This is a genomic window from Vulcanisaeta sp. JCM 16161 (assembly GCF_001316285.1).
In genome coordinates this window covers 172,486-186,511 of the sequence record NZ_BBDO01000006.1, presented here as the reverse complement: position 1 = coordinate 186,511, position 14,026 = coordinate 172,486, and the positions used below count along the sequence as shown (strand labels likewise).

The following is a 14,026-nucleotide window of genomic DNA, read 5'->3' as shown; positions in this document are numbered from 1 at the left end:
AACACGATCATCAACAACCCCGCATGGTGCCTAGTATTGGCCATAGTACCCTGCCTGGGCTTCTCGATATCCTTATTGTTGGGTATGATGAGAGTGATGCGAATAGGAATGCTATTAGGGCGAAGATTAGGTGGAATGGGTGTATGGTCTCTGGGAATATGCCAACGCCCATTGCGCCAATGCCTATTAGAGCTATCGTTGCTCCAAAGACCTTACTAAGTCCCCATACGAGGACTGCAGCAATTATTAATAGGAGACCCATGATTATTATTGAGGAATTGAATATGACAGCCACCGTCCCATGGACTTAACTATGTACTTAGCAAGGGGTTCAAGCACTTCAGGCATTGACATTATGGCGATGATTATAGCCACTGATATAATGCCCGCTAAAAGCCATACCCTCGATGACTTACCTGGGAAAATGGTTTTCTGCATATCGTTAGGCCTACCCTAATGGAAATTATAAACCTTTCTGTTAGGGTAGTCCTAATGAGACAAAAGGAACAGTTTTAAAGTAGTCCTATTATAGTAGTAAGTAGATAAGTACATGCAAAATAGAAATATAAAAATTCTTATTGCTGGTATACCAAATAGTGGTAAGTCCACCATAGTCAGTGAACTCAGTGGCATTGCCGTAAAGACCGCTAACTATCCAGGTACTACGGTTTCAATAAATAAAGTCGAATATAGTATTGACGGGATTAAAATATCAATCATAGACCTGCCAGGCACCTACAGCCTTAGCTGGTATGGTTGATGAGGCCGTGGCTGCTAGGGAGATACTACGGGGCGATTATGATGGTGTAATAGTGGTTGGGTCAGCACTTGATCCTGAGCAAACCCTCTACCTACTTATTCAAGTCATGGAGCTGAGCAGGCCTGTAATCCTTGTTCTTAATATGATGGATTTAGCATTAAGGAGGGGCTTTCAATACGATATTGAGGGGTTAAGTAAGGCCTTGGGAATACCCGTATTACCCACAATAGCCGTTAGAGGTTCTGGATTAGATATTTTGAGGAATATGATTATTAAAATACGTGATGTAGGGCAGGGTAATGTACGTGTAGTTAATTATGATAAGCTCGAGAAATACATAGAGGATTTAACTAATGCCCTGGGGATATCGCGAGGACTCGCAATAGAGATACTTAGTGATAACCCAGTTACGAGGGAATTAATGGGTAACTTACTGAATAATGACTATGTTAGACAGGTTATTGAGAAGGTTCGTAAAGAGGTTGGGGATGTGAATAGTTATGTTGCGGCCATGCGGTGGAATGCCGTAAGATCTTTCATTAGTAAGTTTGTTTCAAAGGGTGGAAAGCCCTTGGTTAGCAAATATGACGAATTATTCATGAATCCAAAATACGGCCCTATTATCTCTATCTTATTACTATTTGCAATAGCTGAGGTTATATTCCTAGCCCTAGAACCCCTGGTGGATTTGCTCTCAACAACCCTTGATTCATTGCCAGTAGATAGTATTGTTGCGAGTTACGTAACTAATGAATTAATTAAATCATTAATCGTAGATGGAATATGGAGTGGAATTGCCACATTAATAGACTTTATACCCTACGTCTTTGGGGTTGCCCTCCTAATAGCATTCCTAGAGGATTCTGGGTTAATTGTGAGGATATCATTTCCAATAGAAAGGTGGTTAAGACGTATTGGTATTCCCTCAAGAGGACTTATTTACCTAATTGCCGGCTCTGGATGCAATGTACCGGCGATAACCGCTACAAAGGCGATACCAAGCACCAGGGATAGGGTACTTACTGCCTTGATGATTCCCTACATACCATGCACAGCAAGGTTTGTGATAATATCATTAATAGCGGCTGCTGTACTGCCGCATTTAATGGGTCTCGTTGTGGTATTGCCCTATGCCGTAGCACTGATTGGCGTGATTATAATATCGAGTTTCTCAAAGGTACGTTTAAGATTCATAGGTAAAAGTGTGCCGTACTCCTACACATTACCCCCATTAGTATTACCATTACACAAAGCATTCATTAGGAAGGTCTGGCATTATACCTATGAATTTTTAATTAGGGCTGGGACGCTAATAGTGATTTTCGTAATAGTAATGTGGTTCCTCTCAATAAGTGGACCGGGTGGTGTGATAGGCCCTGAAGCCCTCGGTAGTCCTGTACTTCTTAAACAGACGTGGCTTGGCGTAATAGGTAACGCCATGGCACCATTGTTAAGCCCAATTGGTATACCCTGGCAATTCTCTGCGGCGTTAGTTTACGGATATATATTTAAGGAGGTTGTGTTGAGTACGTTGGCTCTACTCTACGGTGTTGAGGAGGGTGGACTGATACATGCCATAAAATCATTTGTTTCACCGCCATCAGCCATAGCCCTCATAGTTTTCACAACATTCTACTCACCATGTATTGCCACACTCATCACGGAGAGGCAGATTGTCGGTTTAAAACTTACGGTTATTAATACTATTCTTCAATTCCTAATAGCATTGGGATTAGCGTACGTTTCATACTATATTACATTAATAATTACGTTAGGGTGATTTACATGTACGCGGGCAGTGAAGGCATACCAATAAATAAAGTACCAAACAACTCAATAGTGAGAATCGTTAGGCCTGGCAGTGATAGGTTAATCGACCTTGGCCTAATGAGTGGTTCAATTGTTAAAGTACTAATAAGCATGCCCTGCGGCCCAGTTCTGGCCCAGAGAGAGGATGGTCCGTAATCGTGCTTGACGCCGATACTGCGTCTAATACGTTTGTAACTATTATATCGATGCCGGAACCCGCTAGACATAGACACAGGTGGAGACGAGGCTGGAGGCTTGATTTTTGCTTTTATATTTATTAATATCTATATAGAGCAAATACTTTAGAGCCCTAGTGCACATTGGCAATATGCCTCTGGACCCAGCGGTTAGGAGAGTCCTTGATGAGCTGAACAAGGTAATGCCACAAATGACAAAGATATCACTTGATGAATTTAGGAAAATGTTCAGGGCATTCTTCGCATCACAACCAAGGAGACCCATTTACAAGGCCTACGATATAACCATACCAGGTAGTGAAACGAAGATACCCGCCAGGATCTACGTGCCTAGAGAGGGCAGCGACTTCGGCGTACTTGTTTATCTACATGGTGGTGGCTTTGTACTCGGTGATGTGGAGACCTACGACCCACTATGCAGGGAGTTAGCCTTGGCCTGCGACTGTGTGGTGGTTTCCGTGGATTACAGGTTAGCCCCTGAGCATAAGTTCCCCGCAGCCGTAATTGACGCCTTCGACTCAACCAAGTGGGTCCTTGAACACGCGAGGGAAATCAATGGAGACCCCGAGAAGGTCGCGGTTGGCGGCGATAGCGCAGGCGGTAACCTAGCCGCCGTGGTGGCGATAATGGCTAGGGACCAGGGACTAAAGCCAAGCCTTAAGTACCAGGTCCTGATAAACCCATTCGTAGGCGTTGACCTGGCATCATACACAATTAGGGAATACTCAACAGGCTTGTTCCTTGAGCGTGAGGCAATGGCATTCTTCAACAGGGCCTACCTAAGGAGCCCAGCCGACGCCTTCGACCAAGGTTCTCACCAATACTCGTTGACAACCTAAGCAACCTACCACCAGCCTAGTAATAACCTCCGAGTACGACCCACTAAGGGACTCGGCAGAAACCTACGCAGCAAAACTAGCCGAGGCAGGGGTACCAACAGTAACCGTGAGATTCAGCGGGGTAACCCACGGGTTTTACGGCTTCCCAATATCACATGCGAAAATTGCAATAGGGCTAGTAGGAACAACATTGAGGCAGGTATTTTATGGTAAGTATTGAGGCGTAGTAACGCATAGTGTGTTAAATAAAAGATAAAAATCCATAAATACCTATTAGTATAGTATGGACATTATTCATTTACTTATACTAAAAGTGCTGTTGAAAATTATTTTACGCTTAACAAGGGATCAGAATGTAGCCAATGAAATGTCATTATATAAGCTAATTGCGGAATACGCGGACATAAGCATCGCAACAGTTTATAGGAAAATCTCTGAGTTAATAACATGGGGCTACCTAGTTAGGGTCAATAAAAACAATTATTTAATAACGGTAAAGGGTCTAATTACATTGGCATTATTATGTATGAATGGATCTATTAAGGATGATGAGGTATGTCAGGACGTAGTATCCCTACTTAAGCGTGAATGGGATTTAGAGGAGTTTAATGATGAGAACGTTAAGGCATACTTAAAATTACTTATTACTAAGGTATCTAAGGATGGTTTAGACCCATTGCAGATATTGCCAAATCTTAGTTTCCCAAGATCTGTATTGTTATTATTTCCAAATGACATTTTCCACATAAATAATAAATCATTTATGGATTTATTAATCGAAGACCTTGACAATGAGGAATTGGTGATTAAGGCTCAAGGCATAATTGCTAAGGCTTTAATGGCTTTATTACCAATAACGACATTAGAGGATGGATGCAAGGCTGTTACCATAAGCGGCAAGGTGATTGCCGTGAAGTGCAGGATAAAGGGATACACAATTAACCCAAGGTGTCCAATCCTCATGAAAACCACGATTAATAAGTGATTATTTTCGCATTATTATGAGAAAATTAAATCATAATATAACTTTATAAAATTTTTTTACTTACATGATTATATAACAATAATGTTTATTAACATAATATATTGTTTTAATTCAATGTCTACGCCAGATTTTGGAGAGGAAAAGGCAGCAAAATATGATGCCCAACTAAGGAGGGCTTTGAATTTCTGGGATATTGCATACTTAGAGATCGGTTCAATGATTGGTAGTGGTTGGATGTTCGCCCCGTTACTCGCCGCCTCTGTAGCTGGTCCTGCATCAATAGTTTCATGGATTATTGCAGGAATACTCGTATACTTTATTGCCGAGCATATACTGAGGTTGCCAGTATGTTCCCAAGGTCTGGAGGACTCGTTAGATTTCCACAATACACGCATGGCATATTTGCATCCTACTGGATAGCATGGACGACATTATTATACGTAATTGCAGTTGCGCCTGCCGAGGCTTTGGCAACAACGACATACCTATCAGCACTTATGCCTGGATTACTAATACCAGGTACGATGGAATTAAGTGCGCTTGGTTATTTAGTAGCGGTGGTCCTGCTTATTTTCTATTTCTTACTTAATTGGTTCGGCGTTCATGTAATGGGTAAGACAAACACTGCCGTGGGTTGGTATAAGTTATTGATACCGACCTTCACGATAATTTTACTGCTTGTCTTTCTGCTTCACCCCATTAATTACAGCGGATTACCAGGTGGCTTCATGCCCTATGGATTATCCTCCATCTTCCTAGCAATACCAACAACTGGAATAGCCTTCGCTTATTTAGGCTTCAGGCAGAGTGTCGAGTTCTCAGGCGAGGTCGTAAAGCTAGGGAAATAGCCAAGGGCGCTGTCCTGGGCTTCACGTTAGTTGTAATCATATACATACTATTAGAAACAGCATTTATAGGCGCTGTAGAGTGGAGTAAGATCTCGGTGCAACCCGGTGATTGGGGCAGTCTTGCAAAGTCAATACTATCAAGAGGCCCATTATACCAGTTACTCACGCTGTCCGGTATTGCAATACTCGCGGCATTTGCCGTACTATTCATAATAGACGCCGTACTCTCACCATCAGGTACGGGCTGGATTTACGTGGGTGGTACCGCAAGATCACTATATGGCATGGCGGCTAATGGGCAATTACCCGAGTGGTTCCTATACCTCAATAAGCATAGAGTACCAAGTGGGGCACAATTGCGGCATTAATAATTGGCTTCCTCTTCCTCTACAAATTCCCGGCCTGGGGCTTAATAGTCACGTTCATAACGAGCGCCGGTTATCTAACCTTCATAGTATCTGGTCCATTGGCATTAGCCTTAGGAGATTGGCTCCAAATGCGCCTAGGTATTATAGGATACCGGTAATAACTATCTTCTCGCATTGGCCACGATCTCCGTCTACCTAATTGTTTATTGGTCTACATTTGATATACTGTGGGGTGTCATTGTCTTCATACTTGCGGGTCTTCCGATATTTTACATGTACGTAATGCCCACCAGACTTAATGCAAATAAAAATAAAGGTGTCACTGCCGGGATTATTTATTGGGTTGTTTTGGCGTTAACGACGTATTTCATGCTCTATAGGCCGATTATCGTTCCTTATGAGGGTGTCGGTAAGTTGCCGTTGACGGGTTATTACGCTGGTTTATTCCTAGCGTACTACGTGATAATTCTGGCTATGACAGTCGGCTTAACACTGTGGCTTTCTAGGGACATCCCGAGTGACTTAAGGATCCATATTAGGCTGGTTGGTGGATTGTGGCCGTACTATTCACGGTATTCCCACTATCCTTCTTTGGGCAGTTCGGAGTATTCGCAAACCCACCAATACCATGGCCATACGACACGATAATAGCCATAATAATAGGCGCACTCATACACATGTACGGGGCAAGAAGCGCATTCATGACACCAGACCTAAAGCATGCATTGGAAAGGGTGCTTAGCAAATGAATGAGCACGATAACACTAAAGTAAGTCTACGTAAAGAACTAAGTTCAACGCACTTAGTACTGACTGGGCTTGTTGGTGCGATTGGTACTGGCGTCTTATTTAGTACCGCTAAGATGGCCGAGATGGCTGGACCGGCTGTAATACTAGCTTGGATACTTGGCGGCATATTTTACTTATTCATTGGGTTCACATACGCGGAATTAGGTACCGTATATCCAGAGGCTGGCGGTCCATCCAGGTACTCACTATATACCCACGGTAGAGTCACAAACATGATCAACGCATTTGCTGACCTACTCTGGTACCTATTCATACCACCCATTGAGGCTATCGCGGTGGTCTATGGCATAAACTACTTCGCGCATAATCTACTAACTCCAATGGGAACACCCACATTACTTGGCGCTATTGTCGCCGCATTACTAGTGCTCCTTATGGTTCCTTTTAACTACTTTGGCGTTAAGGTCTTCGGATTGTCAAACATCACGCTGGGCACGTTTAAGTTAATTTTATACCTACTCGTTGCCTTCGGTATAATGGCTGCGGTATTCATACCAAGCAACTTCGCCGGTTTAAAGGGCGGTTTCCTACCGTATGGCTTAGCCGCGATGTTTACGGCAATTCCATATGGAATGTTCGCCTTTGGAGGTGTTAGGGTCATACCCGACTTTGCGGAGGAAATGCGAAATCCATATAGGGATATTCCATTATCTATAATCCTAGTTGTGATCGGGCAACTACTCGTGTATATTCTATTTAGTATAGCCTTTGTGGGCGCAATTAATTGGGCTAAATTGAATGTTACACCCGGTGATTGGAAGAGCTTGGCATTCATAAGGAAGACCAACCCATTCCTTTACCTGAGCGGTACCTACGGAATTACCTGGGTCTTCCTGGTAACATTAATCGTAGCGATACTTGGGCCCTTCATAGTTGGTTATATATACCTTGGCGGTGGCACAAGGATACTCTTTGCCATGGGTAGATCCAGATACGTACCTGATTTAATGAGGTTCATTCATGAGAAATACGCTATACCATACTGGGCTTTAATAACATTTGGTATTGTAGGCATATTGCTGGCACTGCTAACGGCACCGATACCAAGCGTCTATGGGTTAATTGACGACGCAGTGGTGGCGGGCTACCTAGGCTTCCTAACGAACCCCGTGGCCATGATAGTGTCAAGAAGACAGGGCAAGGAACCAAGGTTTAAACTGCCCGGTGGTTTCTGGATAGGCCTGGTGGCATTCATAGGCGCCAGCTATATTGTGTATTGGTCTGGGTGGCCAGCCGTACCATACGCCACGGCCTTCGTATTCATCGCCTCAATAATCTTTGGGTTAATTTATAGGGTTAAGGAACACCTAAGAAATGCGTTATGGTACATAATCTACATATTAGCATTAACATTAATGACATATATTGGCCAAACGGCTGGCGGACCTATAACATTAATTCCCTTCCCGTGGGATATGGCCGTGATCACCATATTGGCCATAGCCTTCTACGTATGGGGCATATACTCAGGACTACCAAAACCATACACAAAATACGCATCAACGTAACACTAAGCACCGCAAAAAAACTTAAAAACAAATAATGGATATACCTAACTGGGCCCGTAGCTCAGCAAGGCCCAGAGCGGCGGGCTCCAGACCCGTAGGTCGTGGGTTCAAATCCCACCGGGCCCACCAATTTTGCATTCAACTCCTAAACGCACCGATGCCGTATCATTCTCGATCTTCGCATCAGCCATTTGCGGAACCTTAAATACATGCTTACCCCATAACCTCTGACCAAAACCATGGTTGATTGTCACCTCATTGACTTAGAGCAGGTAAGCCCCGAGCAACGAAGGGAAATAATCCTCTATTTAATTAATAATAAGAATATTAAGCCCAGGGACCTTGGCGTCACGTATGCATACATAAACGCGGTCAAACGCGATGCAGCCCGCGTCGGTGATAACTTGTTCCGCCAAGCCCTCAGGTTCCTCGATGACCAGGAATTGGCACTACTCCTTAAGGGGTATTGTTCCCGAGAGGAGGGCGGCATTCAATGGTGCAGCTAGGCAGGTGCTTAATCGTGAGTTCGAGCTTTATGAGCTGCGTAAGTTCTTCGCCACCTGGATGATCAGCAGGGGCGTCCCAGAGAGCATTGTGAATACCCTGCAGGGCAGGGCACCACCAAGCGAGCACAGGGTACTTGTGGAGCACTACTGGAGCCCAAGACACGAAGAGCTACGATGAGGAGGTTCTTCGCCCTATACATTGCGGGGCTTATTCTCACGCAAATAGCCTCAGCCCTAGCCCCAACCCTATCGCCGCCAGGGGCAGTGTGTTCCTCTTCATAATCCTGAATACCCAGCAGCGTACTCCCTGAGAGATGCGTTTAAGCTTTTGAATAAGTTAACGGGTATTGCTGAGTTTGAGGACGCCGGTAGGGACTACTGGCTTGGTGCATGGCTCTCACTAATCCTCATTGGAGCCTTCATAATATGGTACTCATACTACGTAATGATTAAAGCCTTTGGGAAGTTGAGGGCCCAGGCAAGGTAAGTCTATTTGTAGTAATACTTTAAAATCAAAAATCTGCTATATTAATGACCCTTAATGAGCGTTTCCAAGACGCTCTCGATAGGATTAATAATTGTTGTTCTAGCGGTTATCGCGGGCTTCTTCGCCTATGAGTGGTACGCAGCCGAGAATAATTACCACGCACTCTACGCCCAGTAAATGAGCCTGCAAAGCAATTACACGGCACTGGAGGCAGGTACTCGGCATTGCAGACAAACTACACAAACCTACAAAACCAATACAACTCACTTCAAAGTCAATATATCGGTCTGCAGGGGCTGTATAACTCACTCGAGAGTCAGTACAACACACTACAGAGCGAATACTCAAGCCTACAAAGCCAGTATAGCAATGTAAGTGGGATGTTGAATGCAGTAATTACTGGCATGAATGGCGGTTCAGAGACGGATACGGTTTCACCAAATAGTTATGATGCACCGACACAAATTTATGTACCGAGTGGATGCGTGGCAACGGCAACCTTAACGTTATCATCAACAGGCCCTGTTAATGTCTATATAATTGGTATGGATGATTTTATTTCCTGGGCTATTGATCAATACGTAACATCGATCGGTCAGACCCCACCATTAAAGTGGAATTACTACTATGAATTCAGCGGCACCTATATTCAACAAACAATTAAACTATCACCCCCGTACCCGTATGGTGGCGATATATATGCCGTACTTGTTTATAACCCCAATTATTATAATGTCACAGTTACAGCAAGTATATCGCTGAATCACTTAAGTTGCGGTAGTTCTAGTTAGTGAAATAATGCGAGATGTAAAACATGGTTATTTAAAAAGTAATGATGGTTTTATTTTGATATTATTGTTTCATTAACTGCCCTTTTACCAGTTTATTGATGTGTTTATTGTTAGTGGTGTTATGTTTATCTGCGGTACTGTTATGTTTATTGGTGGTATTTGTGGTATTGTTATGTTTGGTGTGGATATTGTCACGTTGATTAGTTGAATTGTCGGTAGTGTACCATTTATAATGCTTGCCTGTGCAGTGCTTGTTAATTGTATGTTCGGTGTCTGTGGTGTGAATGTTAGTGTTATATTTGTGAACAGGGAGAACGTGTTTGCGTTTGGGTAGTACATTACTAATCACTAGGTAGTAACCACCACTACCCAATTGCTGCGTGTCTAGGGCAACCTGGGTATTGAATATTGTAGACTCACCACCGTAGTAATAGGCCGGCCCGATAAACGACCAAGCCTGCTGGGCGTATATATTTGTTTAAATTTTATGCGTCATTATTAGCCCTGTGGTGCGCATATTAGTGGTCTCTAAGTAAGTGGCTGTGGATCTCCCTCAAGGCCCTATGTATCTTTGCTGTGATTCCGATAAATGAGTGACAAGGTCGTTCTTAAATCCCCACAATGTCCTATTTATCCCTCTTCATGGAATCAACCCCCTTCTATGCCTGCGGTGCCACGTAGTAATCTCTATATACCCGATACTAAATAAACTATAATTAGTATTATTAAAATGATTAAGGCGGGCAACATACTACGCCAGTTAAGAATTATTGCGAGAATACTTGCGATTATGAAATACCAAAGTGCAAATCCTGCAATCATGGCAATTATGATAATGGCTATAATCTTAAGGGTATCTAATACATTTCGATACCCCCTCCTTCTCTCCGTTTTCACCTTCATTTTACGGGAATCTTTTTCTAACTTCGAATGTTCTATTTCTATGGGTATAGTAAATACTTCATAATTCATTGATGATTCATACTCAGTGGTCGTAATCGCCGGCCCCCTCACCTCCTCTTCACCTCCTTTACGGTTTATGTTCGGGAATATTTCCACGAGCAATTGCCTAACCTCTTCTTTCGTACCATGAAGGTATGCTCTTTTTATCTCGTACCTATTTATTCTAAACTATTTAGTACATCAATTATGACTTTAATAATTATGTTCTTCGCATTAGGGCATTTATTTCGTTCACTATCATTGAGCATCTCATTGATGATGCTCGAGACATAAGATGCTATTTGCCAGTCATCAAAGCCGGACCTACCAACTCTCTTGTACTTTGCCATGAAGTTTTCAAGTTCGAAGACTCCATGAGGAAAACACTCACTAATGGTTCTCATATCGACACCTAATGGTTGTTGTCTCCATAATGCATCACAGATGGAGTAGCATGCTTGCAACGCCTTACTATCATCACTATGGTACTTAATGCAATACTGGTAACATTCATTAAGCCTATTTGAGGCATTCATAATTATCACCTATAGGTATTTCTAATAATGAACATGGAGATTCGCGAATGGTATGTATTATGAAAATTCATTAATAATTAATTAGTTTGGTTTTTCTTTAAAGTATTACATTATTAGTAAAATTAGTAGGTGGAGTTATTGCCATGAGTGGTGTTCTAGCTCCTAACATGAATAATAAGCTTATTAATGAGATGATAAATATGATTGCTGACGCAATTACTATATATGTTATGTATGCTTCGCCTTCTTCTTTGTTTAATATGAGCTTGCCCCCTAATATGAGGGCTATTATTGAGGAGAAGAATGAAATAATCATAGGCAGCATTATTTGTTCTATAAAACCATAAACCCACATTGAGGAGCCCAGGATTACGAGTATTACGGAAAAGGCAACAGCAACATAATTCTTAATGGGAGGTCTACGTTGCTTAATAGATATGGAGGGTGTTACTGATACTTGAGACACAAATGACCTAGGCCTTTCTGAGATTCTTGGAATTTGTTTTGGTGGAGCCATGTCGGTGACATTTGGAAATACCTTCATGATTAATTGTTTAACTTCATCACTCATTCCGTGTAGGTATGCCCTTCTTATTGAGTACCTGTCTATGCCCATCTTGTCCAATTTACTGGTCACCACCCTAATTATTGTCTCGTCCAGGTCTGGGCACTTGTTTCGCCTACCCTCCTCAATTATCTTACTGATGACACCCGAGATATGGGCAACAATCTGCCAATCATCAAGACCAACCCTCCTATACCTAGCCTCAAACTCACCAAGCTCCAGTAGGCCACTTGGGAAGCAATTCCTGAATTGCTCAATACCAACGCGTTGGATGCTAGGCTTCCACATGGCATCGCACATTGACCTACAACCCTGGAGTGCGGTGGGATTATCACTATGATACTTAACGCAGTACTGGTAACAATCAACCAACCTACTCGGTAACTGCTCCTCAGCCACGCTTGATTGAGCAAGTGGCATCTCCATATTCTTACTCGGTTGTTGTGGTGCCCTACTTAACTCCTCATACTTCTCAATGCAGTACTTCCTAAGGTCCTCAACCTTCCCTATGCTTAAACCACACATGCTTAGTAGCTTCTCAACCTCTCGGCATCATCCCTCGAGACGCTGCCATCCTTAGTGCTGAGTTCGAGGAGTTTCTCGGCCTTACTAAGGCAAATTTCATAACACCTATCCCTACCAGAGCCGATTGGGTACAAACCCTCACAATTACTGAGCAGTCAATGAATGAATCAAAAACACCCATTAAATTAGTAAAAACAGGAATAAAATTAAAGTATTGCTAATTAGAGTTAACGTATGATGGTGATTACGCCAATAGTGCTTAAGGCACGTAATCTATCCGATTTTGAAATTGCATGAGCAATGCAATGGGCAGTGAAAGGCCTTGCCCTGGCGATGTTGGGTTGGGTGTTAGTGGGGGTGGTTGATGGTGTGAGGTGGATGGGTATTGACGAGAAGATGCTTGAGGTAATCACGCATTTAACTGCGAAGATTAGGCACAGGGTGTGGACAGCGAGGGATCAGGGGTAACTCTTCACTGTAATCCAAACAAAGTATAGAACACCTATCGAGCACTATTGGCCGCTGAGGCATGAGGATTCGCGCTAATGGTAACTCAAGCATGCGCCATGTAATAACGTGTTTTGTGGGTTAATCATTTTATGACCCATTCCTTAAGTCCGCAGCCCCTATACGTGTTTTTGCCTGGGCACCTCCTTATCTTACTCTCAAGCAATTGGAACGCGTGCTGGAAGTTGAATAACCTATATTGAGTGTGCCCCATGTAAATCTTCCTCACCACATACGCGACGTAATCGGCCACTTGAATGAGTGGTTCATTCCTCGAATCCCTGAATACCACGGATAACCTAAATGTTGGCCTAGCACGGGATTTCCTAATGGCATACTCAACATCCATCTTAACTCGACCATTCTCCCTTGGGGATTGGGAATCAAATATTAAGGTTGCCCTGGAGCAATTGGGAAACCACGGCTTCGACATAAACACACGTTCAATAAGGTTTGTGATCGCAACCCCACTCACACATGATACTCATATTTTGTGAATAATCATTAATATTATTACTCATAGAATTTATTAATTATTAATTATAGTATGATTTTTATTTATGGCAATATTATTATTATCTTTCATGTTAGGTTATTTATCAATTGCTTTTTGAACATTATTTCAGATCTCTAGGAAATATTTTATGTTTCGTCTTTGATTATTTATAATGCTTTTCGCGAATTTCATGGAAGTAAAAATTTAAATATTGGGCTCTTTTTGATATAAAGTGTATGTCTAAGTTGGGTGCTGAGGTTGATGTTGCATTGAGGAGTTTCGTGAGTAATGCGGGTGGTGAGGTTTTGGGAGCCATGCTTATTCATCGGAATGGTTTTGTCGTTTCATCAGTGACAAGGGATGGCGTTAATGCGAAATCCCTAAGTGCAGTACTTGCAGCTATTAAGGGTAATATCGATAGGATGTTTAGTAAGGCTGGTATTGGTAGCACAAATCTTCTCCTATTCAGCTGGTAATTATCTTATTATTATGTCCCCAATAAACAATGACATTATTCTAGTTAGTCTCGCACGTCATGATTCAAACCT

General features: G+C 42.6%; 18 protein-coding genes, 1 tRNA gene and 3 pseudogenes. 14 read left to right on the top strand and 8 right to left on the bottom strand.

Annotation, left to right across the window (positions count from 1 at the left end):
- Positions 1-10: 10 nt before the first annotated feature.
- Together JCM16161_RS09350 and JCM16161_RS17630 are read right to left on the bottom strand one after the other, a co-directional pair.
- A complete protein-coding gene (locus tag JCM16161_RS09350; protein WP_243671189.1) occupies positions 11-295 on the bottom strand; it encodes a hypothetical protein in 285 nt (94 codons plus the stop codon).
- Positions 268-438 (bottom strand): hypothetical protein, encoded by a 171-nt coding sequence (locus JCM16161_RS17630; RefSeq protein ID WP_243671187.1) that lies wholly within the window; start codon positions 436-438, stop codon positions 268-270. Before JCM16161_RS17630 ends, JCM16161_RS09350 begins: the two co-directional genes overlap by 28 nt.
- Before the next feature lie 158 nt (positions 439-596).
- Here JCM16161_RS17630 and JCM16161_RS09345 point away from each other — a divergent pair.
- The 12 genes and pseudogenes from JCM16161_RS09345 to JCM16161_RS09305 all read left to right on the top strand — a co-directional run.
- Positions 597-2,384, top strand: a pseudogene (locus JCM16161_RS09345) (50S ribosome-binding GTPase); the annotation flags it as partial.
- A 161-nt stretch (positions 2,385-2,545) separates the two neighbouring features.
- Complete coding sequence (locus JCM16161_RS17625) at positions 2,546-2,725, top strand: hypothetical protein (RefSeq protein WP_243671185.1); 180 nt, start codon at positions 2,546-2,548, stop codon at positions 2,723-2,725.
- Positions 2,726-2,990: 265 nt separating this feature from the next.
- Positions 2,991-3,825, top strand: a pseudogene (locus tag JCM16161_RS09335) (alpha/beta hydrolase).
- Positions 3,826-3,972: 147 nt separating this feature from the next.
- Positions 3,973-4,590, top strand: coding sequence for a hypothetical protein (locus JCM16161_RS09330; protein ID WP_054855671.1), 618 nt, complete (start codon positions 3,973-3,975; stop codon positions 4,588-4,590).
- 114 nt (positions 4,591-4,704) lie between these two features.
- Positions 4,705-5,010 carry a hypothetical protein gene (locus JCM16161_RS17620; RefSeq protein WP_243671183.1) on the top strand — a complete coding sequence of 102 codons (306 nt, stop codon included), beginning with the start codon at positions 4,705-4,707 and terminating at the stop codon, positions 5,008-5,010.
- A pseudogene (locus tag JCM16161_RS17615) lies at positions 4,938-5,731 on the top strand (APC family permease); the annotation flags it as partial. The gene JCM16161_RS17620 and the pseudogene JCM16161_RS17615, both read left to right, overlap by 73 nt.
- Before the next feature lie 629 nt (positions 5,732-6,360).
- A complete protein-coding gene (locus JCM16161_RS17610; RefSeq protein WP_243671181.1) occupies positions 6,361-6,555 on the top strand; it encodes a hypothetical protein in 195 nt (64 codons plus the stop codon).
- On the top strand, positions 6,552-8,123 hold the full coding sequence (locus tag JCM16161_RS09320) for an APC family permease (RefSeq protein WP_054855670.1): 1,572 nt from the start codon (positions 6,552-6,554) through the stop codon (positions 8,121-8,123). Before JCM16161_RS17610 ends, JCM16161_RS09320 begins: the two co-directional genes overlap by 4 nt.
- A 50-nt stretch (positions 8,124-8,173) precedes the next feature.
- Positions 8,174-8,252: transfer RNA gene (locus tag JCM16161_RS09315), tRNA-Trp, on the top strand.
- A 303-nt stretch (positions 8,253-8,555) separates the two neighbouring features.
- Positions 8,556-8,807 (top strand): hypothetical protein, encoded by a 252-nt coding sequence (locus JCM16161_RS09310; protein WP_054855669.1) that lies wholly within the window; start codon positions 8,556-8,558, stop codon positions 8,805-8,807.
- A gap of 150 nt (positions 8,808-8,957) precedes the next feature.
- The gene (locus JCM16161_RS17605) at positions 8,958-9,116 is read left to right on the top strand and encodes a hypothetical protein (protein WP_243671179.1); all 159 of its coding nucleotides are present in this window, start codon (positions 8,958-8,960) and stop codon (positions 9,114-9,116) included.
- A gap of 224 nt (positions 9,117-9,340) precedes the next feature.
- Positions 9,341-9,907 (top strand): hypothetical protein, encoded by a 567-nt coding sequence (locus JCM16161_RS09305; protein WP_243671177.1) that lies wholly within the window; start codon positions 9,341-9,343, stop codon positions 9,905-9,907.
- Positions 9,908-9,991: 84 nt separating this feature from the next.
- Here the strand turns inward: JCM16161_RS09305 and JCM16161_RS09300 are convergent, their stop codons facing one another.
- The 5 genes from JCM16161_RS09300 to JCM16161_RS17600 form a co-directional block, all read right to left on the bottom strand.
- Positions 9,992-10,246, bottom strand: a complete 255-nt coding sequence (locus JCM16161_RS09300; RefSeq protein ID WP_054855667.1) for a hypothetical protein — start codon at positions 10,244-10,246, stop codon at positions 9,992-9,994.
- 348 nt (positions 10,247-10,594) lie between these two features.
- On the bottom strand, positions 10,595-10,972 hold the full coding sequence (locus JCM16161_RS09295; RefSeq protein WP_243671175.1) for a hypothetical protein: 378 nt from the start codon (positions 10,970-10,972) through the stop codon (positions 10,595-10,597).
- A 56-nt stretch (positions 10,973-11,028) separates the two neighbouring features.
- A complete protein-coding gene (locus tag JCM16161_RS09290; RefSeq protein WP_243671173.1) occupies positions 11,029-11,385 on the bottom strand; it encodes a hypothetical protein in 357 nt (118 codons plus the stop codon).
- Between the two features lie 97 nt (positions 11,386-11,482).
- Positions 11,483-12,475: a hypothetical protein gene (locus JCM16161_RS09285; protein WP_054855664.1), complete on the bottom strand. Its 993-nt coding sequence runs from the start codon at positions 12,473-12,475 to the stop codon at positions 11,483-11,485.
- 2 nt (positions 12,476-12,477) lie between these two features.
- Complete coding sequence (locus JCM16161_RS17600; RefSeq protein WP_243671171.1) at positions 12,478-12,609, bottom strand: DUF971 domain-containing protein; 132 nt, start codon at positions 12,607-12,609, stop codon at positions 12,478-12,480.
- 178 nt (positions 12,610-12,787) lie between these two features.
- Between JCM16161_RS17600 and JCM16161_RS17595 the strand changes: the two genes are divergently transcribed.
- A complete protein-coding gene (locus JCM16161_RS17595) occupies positions 12,788-12,943 on the top strand; it encodes a hypothetical protein (protein WP_243671169.1) in 156 nt (51 codons plus the stop codon).
- 124 nt (positions 12,944-13,067) lie between these two features.
- Here the strand turns inward: JCM16161_RS17595 and JCM16161_RS09280 are convergent, their stop codons facing one another.
- A complete protein-coding gene (locus JCM16161_RS09280; RefSeq protein WP_054855663.1) occupies positions 13,068-13,457 on the bottom strand; it encodes a DUF3800 domain-containing protein in 390 nt (129 codons plus the stop codon).
- Positions 13,458-13,714: 257 nt separating this feature from the next.
- On the opposite strand from JCM16161_RS09280, the gene JCM16161_RS09275 reads away from it, so the two are divergent.
- A complete protein-coding gene (locus JCM16161_RS09275; protein ID WP_054855662.1) occupies positions 13,715-13,954 on the top strand; it encodes a hypothetical protein in 240 nt (79 codons plus the stop codon).
- Positions 13,955-14,026 lie beyond the last annotated feature (72 nt).